This is a genomic window from Rhodococcus sp. NPDC058505 (genome assembly GCF_042720095.1).
GTDB lineage: Bacteria > Actinomycetota > Actinomycetes > Mycobacteriales > Mycobacteriaceae > Rhodococcus_G.
In genome coordinates, this window is record NZ_JBHXNB010000028.1 from 1 (window position 1) to 7,678 (window position 7,678).

At 69.9% G+C, this 7,678-nt stretch carries 1 pseudogene; it reads right to left on the minus strand.

Going from position 1 to position 7,678, the window contains the following annotated elements:
- Nucleotides 1-7,678 (minus strand): annotated as a pseudogene (locus ACFWPA_RS17425) (amino acid adenylation domain-containing protein); the annotation flags it as partial.

Sequence of the window (7,678 nt, forward strand, 5' to 3'; positions counted from 1 at the left end):
GGCCGCGGTAGCCGCGAGCCAGACCAGGCCCGGCGAGGTAGAGCTCGCCGACCACCCCATCCGGCACAAGTCGCAGTGTGCTGTCCAACACCACCGCCCGCATCCCGTGCACCGGCGGGCCCGCGGTGATCGGCAGGCCCGGCACCAGTGGCCGACTGCTGGTCGCGACGATCGTCGCCTCGGTGGGCCCGTACCCGTTGATGAACGTGCGCTGGTCTGCCCAGCGGGCCATCAGCTCCGGTGGGCACGCCTCACCGCCGACGCCGACCATCCGCACCTCGGGAAGCTCGGCCGGGTCCACCGACGCCAGCGCGGACGGCGTCATGAGCACGTGGCTGACCCGCTCGCGTCGGAGCAGCTCGGTCAGTTCCGCGCCGCCGTAAACCGTGGTGGGGGCGATGACGAGGGTGGCGCCGGGCACCGCGGCCAGCAGCAGTTCGTTGACCGAGATGTCGAAGCTCGGTGATGCGAAGTGCAGCACCCGCGATTCCGCGGTGACCTGGTAGTCCGCATGCTGGTAGGCGCAGAAGTTTGCCAGGCCGGTGTGGCTGACCACCACGCCCTTCGGCTTGCCGGTCGAGCCCGAGGTGTAGATGACGTAGGCCGGGTGCGCCAGCCGCAACGGCCGGGTCCGGTCGGCGTCGGTGATCGGCGCCGCTGACACCGCCTCGAGCAGCGCAGCACTCTCGTCGAGCACCAGCCAGTGCTCGCCCGGCAGCCGGTCAACGAATTCCGTTGTGGTCAGGCCGATCACCGATTCCGAATCGGTGAGCATGTGATCGATCCGCTCGGCCGGGTAGGTCGGGTCCACCGGCACGAACGCGGCACCGGTCTTCGCGACCGCCCAGATGCTCAGCACCGATTCGATCGACCGGCGCATCGCCACCGCGACGACCCGCTCGGGTCCGGCGCCGTATCCGATCAGCACCCGAGCCAGGCGTGAGGACCGCTCGTCGAGCTCGCGGTAGGTGATAGTGCGCCCCTGGAAGGACAGCGCCACCGCCTCGGGATCCCGCAAGACCCCCTCCCCCAGCAGGTCCGGCAAAGTCCGCGGATCCACACCGGCAGCACCGGACCTCGTAAGGAGGTCTACCCGCTCGGCCGAGTCGAGCAGGTCGATCTCGGCGACCCCAATGGTCGGCCGCGCCACCACCGCCGCGAGCACCCGCCGGAACCGCGACACGAACCCGACGATCGTCGACTCGTCGAACAGATCCGTCGCATAGGTGAAGCCACCGGTCATGCCAGCCGGAGTGCCGTCCGACGCGATCGCCTCGGACAGGCTGACCTGGAGGTCCGCCTTCGCCGGGTGCTCATCGACCTCGACCCCGGAGACGGTGAGGCCGTCGAGGTGAAGTTCGGTCCGGCCCATGTTCTCCAGCGCGAGCGCGACCTGGAAGAGCGGGTGCCGCGCCTGCGACCGGGCCGGGTTGAGCACCTCCACGAGCCGCTCGAACGGCACATCCGCGTTCCCGAACGCCGCGAGATCCACCTCGCGCGCCTGCCCCAGCAGGTCGGTGAACGAGGCACCGGATTCCACCTGGAGACGGAGGACGAGGGTGTTGACGAACATGCCGACCAGCCCGTCAAGCTCGGCCTCGCCGCGCCCGGCGACCGGGGTACCGACCGCGATATCCGAGGTGCCCGACAACCGGGCGAGCAGCACGGACAGCGCGGAGTGCAGCACCATGAACAGCGTCGAATTGTGCGTGCGGGCAAGCTCGGTGAGCGCCCGGTGCAGTTCGGCGTCGATCGTGAAGTCGATCAGGCCGCCGCGGTTCGTCGCGGCCAGCGGGCGAGGCCGGTCGGTGGGCAGGTCCAGCTGCTCCGGCAGCCCGGCCAGCCGCTGCGACCAGTGGTCCACCTGCCGGGAGATCAGCGACTCCGGATCGTCCTCCGACCCGAGCACCTCCCGCTGCCACAGCGTGTAGTCCGCGTACTGCACCGGCAGCGGAGCCCAGGTGGGCGCCTCGCCCGCGCTGCGCGCCGCATAGGCGACCGTGACATCGCGCGTCAGCGGTCCCATCGAGAAGGCGTCGCCCGCGATGTGGTGCACGACCAGGACCAGCACGTGCTCGTCGGTGCCGCCAACGCGGAAGAGCCTGGCCCGCAGGGGAACCTCGGTGGTGACGTCGAAGCCGGCCTGGATCGTCGCGACGACGCCCGCGGTCAGTGCGTCGACCGACACGATCTCGGGCGTCAGGTCGATCATCGCCTGCGCGGCCGGAAGCACCAGCTGGTGGCCGGTGCCGTCGACCTCCGGGTAGACCGTTCGCAGCACCTCGTGCCGCGCGATCACGTCACCGACGGCCGCCCGCAACGCTGCGATGTCGAGGGCACCGGTCAGCCGGACGGCCACCGGAATGTTGTTCGCGGCGGATGCGGTGTCGAAGCGGTTGAGGAACCACATCCGAGACTGCGCCAACGACAACGGAACCCGCTCCGGCCGCGGACCCGCAACCAACGCAACCCGCCCACCCGCGCCGGCCTGCGACTCCACCCGCGCCGCCAGCCCCGCGACCGTCGACGACTCGAACAGCTCGCGAACCGCGACCCGCGCATCGAGCGCCGCACCCAACCGCGCCGCCACCTGCATCGCGACCAGCGAGTTGCCACCCAACTCAAAGAAGTCGTCATCGGCACCGACCCGCGGGGCCCCGAGCACCTCACCGAACACCGACGCCACGATCTCCTCCACCGGCGTCGACGGCGCCCGGAACACCCGAGCCTCAAACACCGGCGCCGGCAACGCCTTCCGATCCAACTTCCCCGACGCATTCAACGGGAACGCATCAAGCACCACCACCGCCGACGGCACCATGTACGACGGCAACACCCCACCCGCGAACACCTTCACCGCACCCGCATCGACCACCGCACCCGGCACCGGCACCACATACGCCACCAGATGATCACCCGCCGACGTCGACACCACCAGCACCGCCGCCTGCAGCACCGACCCCTGCCCAAGCACCGCCGACTCGATCTCACCCAACTCGATCCGCTGACCACGGAACTTCACCTGAAAATCGGTACGCCCGATGTAGGCCAACTCACCGGCCGCATCCCACGTCACCAGATCACCGGTCCGATACATCCGCTCACCAAGCACCGAGAACGGATTCGCCACAAACCGATCCGACGTCAGATCCACCCGCCCGAAATACCCGCGCGCGAGCTGATCCCCCGCCAGGTACAACTCACCCGGCACCCCCACCGGCACCGGATGCAACCGCGAATCCAACACGTACACAAGCGAATTCCACTGCGGACGGCCGATCGAGATCGCCGCCGCATCACCGTCACCGCTCACGTCACGGTAGGTGATCGACACCGCCGCCTCCGTCGGCCCATACAGATTGTGCACCCGCGCCGCACTCACCGAAGCGAACGCCCGCACCGTCTCCGGCGGCAACGCCTCACCGATCACGAACACCTGCCGCAGCGACTTCAGTTCCGCCGCAGGCACCGCCGCCGCGAACACCGTCAGCATCGACGGCACGAAGTCCGTCACCGTCACCCCATGCTCGGCGATCTTCCCCGCCACATACCCCGGATCCCGATGCCCATCGGGCGTCGCCACAATCAACTGCGCACCCACCCGCAGCGGCATAAACCAACCCCACAACGACACGTCGAACGTCGTCGCCGTCTTCTGCAGGTACACGTCGCCGGAATCCAGCAGGTACTCGCCCTGCATCCACTCCATCTGGTTGACGATCGCCCCATGGCTGACCGCAACACCCTTCGGCTTACCCGTCGACCCCGACGTGAAAATCACATACGCCGGATGCTCCGGACGCAGCACCGAACCCCGCTCAGCATCCGAAACCGGGGCATCATCGACACCCGCCAAATCCAGCCGATCCAGCAGCAGGACAGACCTGTCCCCCGCGGCCTCGAACTCGTCTCGCGCCGTCGTCAGCACCACCACCGGACGTGCCGTGTCGAGGATGTGCCCGATCCGCTCCGCCGGATGATCCGGATCGATCGGCACATACGCGCCACCCGCCTCCAGCACCGCATAGATCCCGACCACCAAATCCAACGAACGACGAACAGCCAACGCCACCAACGACTCCGGGCCGACACCCACACCGATCAGATGACGCGCCACCCGGTTCACCCGAGACGCAAACTCCCCATAGGTCAGCGACTCACCCTCAAACACCACCGCCACCGCATCCGGCGACGCCGCCACCCGACGACGAAACCCATCCAGCAGCAACCCACCCGCCGGCAACGCACGACCGGTCTCGTTCCACGACGTCAGCGTCAACGCACGCTCGTCCGCCTCAAGCAACTCAATGTCCCCGACCACCACCCCGGCGTCCGCGACCACCGCCGACAACACACCCTCAAACCGCCGACCGAACGCGACCACCGTCGCCTCATCGAACAGATCGGTGGCATAGGTGATCTGCACGGTCATCGCGGGCGCGCCGCTGTCCGCGACCGAGTCGAGCATGGTGACCTGCAGGTCGAACTTGGCGATGCCGGGGTCGAAGTCGAGGGCCGCGACCGTCAGGTCCGGCAGTTCGACGGCGGCTTGCTCGAGGTTCTGGAAGAACAGCGCCACCTGGAACAGCGGGTGCCGCGCCTGCGACCGGGCCGGGTTGAGCACCTCCACGAGCCGCTCGAACGGCACATCCGCGTTCCCGAACGCACCGAGGTCGTTCTCCCGGACCCGGCCGAGCAGGTCCGCGAACGGTTCGGCCTCGTCGACCTCGGTGCGCAGCACCAGGGTGTTGACGAACATGCCGACCAGGTCGTCGAGTGCGGCGTCGCCGCGTCCGGCGATCGGTGCGCCGATCGCGATGTCGGAGGTGCCCGACAACCGCGCCAGCACCACCGCGAGCGCGGCGTGCACGACCATGAACGGTGTCGCTCCGAGATCGCGGGCCAGCCCGTCGATCCCGGCGACCAGTTCGGGTGACAACGGGAACCGGTGGTTGACGCCTGCGTGCGAGGCGACCGCGGGCCGCGGCCGGTCGGCGGGCAGGTCGAGTTGGGTGGGGAGGCCGCGGAGGGCATCGGTCCAGTACGCCAGTTGCCGCGCGATGGTCGAGACCGAGTCGTCCTCGGAGCCGAGCGCCTCGCGCTGCCACAGCGCAAAGTCCGCGTACTGCACCGGGAGCGGTGTCCATGCGGGCGCCTGCCCGGCCGACCGGGCGGCGTAGGCGGTGACCACGTCCCGCACCAGGGGGGCGATCGAGAATCCGTCGCCGGCAATGTGGTGCACGACGAGCACCAGCACGTGCTCGGTGTCCGAGACCCGCAGCAGTCGGGCCCGCAGCGGCACCTCGGTGGTGACCTCGAATCCCCCGCCCGCGATGCCGAGGACGGTGGGCAGCAGGTCCTCCTCGGTCACCGACTGCGGTGTCAGGTCCGGGGTCGCCCGGTCGACGGGCAGGATCAGCTGGGTGCCCTCGCCCGCGTGCTCGGGGTAGACGGTGCGCAGCACCTCGTGCCGCGCGACCACGTCGGCGACCGCCGCGGCCACCTGCGCCGGGTCGACGGCTCCGCTGAGCCGGACCGCGAACGGGATATTGTTCACCGCGCTCGCGCTGTCGAACCGGCTGAGGAACCACATGCGGGACTGGGCCAGCGACAACGGAATCCGGTCCGGGCGTGGTCCCGCAGCCAGGGCGGGCAGGGAGTTGCCGCCACCCGCGGCGGCATCGACGACCGCGGCGAGTTCCGCGACGGTGGGGGCGTCGAAGAACTCGCGGACGTCGATCCGGACCCCGAACTCGGCGTTGAACCGCGCGATCGCCCTGGTCGCGATCAGCGAGTTGCCACCGAGTTCGAAGAAGTCGTCGTCGGCACCGATCCGCTCCAACCCGAGGAGCGCGGCGAACATGGCCGCCAGCGTCTCCTCGGTCGGCGTGCTCGGTGCCCGGTACTCGCGGGCCAAGGACGAGAAGTCCGGCGCGGGAAGGGCTTTGCGGTCGAGCTTGCCGCTGGCGTTGAGCGGGAACCGCTCCAGCACCACGAACAGCGACGGCACCATGTAGTCGGGCAGGCGGTGCTTGAGATCCGCCCGCAGTTCCCGGTGATCCGGTGTCATCCCGGCCGTCGCGACGAGATAGGCGACGAGATGGTCACCGACGGTGGGGTCGCTGTGCACCACCACGACGGCCTGGGCCACCTCGTCCCTGCTGAGGAGCGCCGCCTCGATCTCGCCGAGCTCGATGCGCAGGCCGCGCAGCTTCACCTGGAAGTCGATGCGGCCGAGGTAGTCGAGCGAGGCGGGCGCCTCGACCCGCCAGCGCACCAGGTCACCGGTCCGGTACATCCGGGCGCCGGCTGCGGCGTACGGGTTCGCGACGAACCGGTCCGCGGTCAGTTCGGGCCGGGCGACGTAGCCGCGGGCGAGCTGCACACCCGCCAGGTACAGCTCGCCGGGCACCCCCACCGGCACCGGCCGCAGCCCGTCGTCGAGGACCAGAAGTTCGGTCTCGGCGACCGCGGAGCCGATTGGGATCGCCGCGCCGTCGTGTTCGCCGGTCGGGTGATAGGTGACGTCCACCGCCGCCTCGGTGGGGCCGTACAGGTTGTGCAGGCCTGCGGAGCTGACCGCGCGGAAGCGGGACGCGGTCTCGGCGGGCAGCGCCTCACCGGACGCGAAGACCAGGCGCAGCGTGTCGACGTCGGCGGCGGTCGGTTCGGCGAGGAACATCGCCAGCATCGACGGGACGAAGTGGGCGACCGTGACGCCGCGGTCGATCATCGTCTTGACCAGGTACACCGGGTCGCGGTGGCCGTCATGGGTGGCGATCACCAGCTTCGCACCCATCAGCAGCGGCCAGAACAGCTCCCACAGCGAGACGTCGAACGTGTACGGCGTCTTCTGCAGAATGACGTCGTCCTGGGTGAACCGGTACTCGGACTGGCGCCACAGCAGGTTGCTGACGATGGCGCGGTGCGCGACCGCGACGCCCTTCGGCCGTCCGGTGGATCCGGAGGTGAAGATGACGTAGGCGATGGTGTCGGCGGACAGCGGCGACAGCCGGTCCGCGTCGGTGACCGGGGCGGTGGAGTAGCCGGACACGTCGAGGGTGTCGATCTCGAGCACGGTCACGCCTGCGGGCATCGGCACCGCGTCGCGGGCGGTGGTGACCACCGCGGCGGGCCGCGCCACGTCCAGGACGTACGCGATGCGGTCCGCCGGGTGGTCGGGGTCGAGCGGGACGTATGCGCCGCCCGCCTTGACGATCGCGTACATGCCGATCAGCAGGTCGAGGGAGCGGCGGATCGACAGCCCGACCATCGATTCCGGGCCGACGCCCGCCTCGATCAACCTGCGGGCGAGCGCGTTGGCACGGGCATCGAACTCGGCGTAGGTCAGCGTCGCGCCCTCGAATTCGAGTGCGACGGCGTCCGGGGTCCGCACCACCTGCTCGTCGAAGAGCGTCGGCAGGGTCCGCGGCAGCGGTGCCGCCGCCGCGACGCCACCCGCGGCGGCGACGTCGGCGAGCAGGGCCTCGGTCACCGCGCCGAGCCCATCGGTCTCGGAGTCGGCGAGGTTCGGCAGCAGGCTCGAGAGCACCACCGGGATCAGCGCGTCCGCCCCGAGCGCGCCGCCCATGGCCGAGTCGAGTGCCGCGAGCTCCGCGTGCAGCACCCGGTAGGCGATGGCGGCATCCCCGTGCCGGACGGCGACCCGATCCGGGTC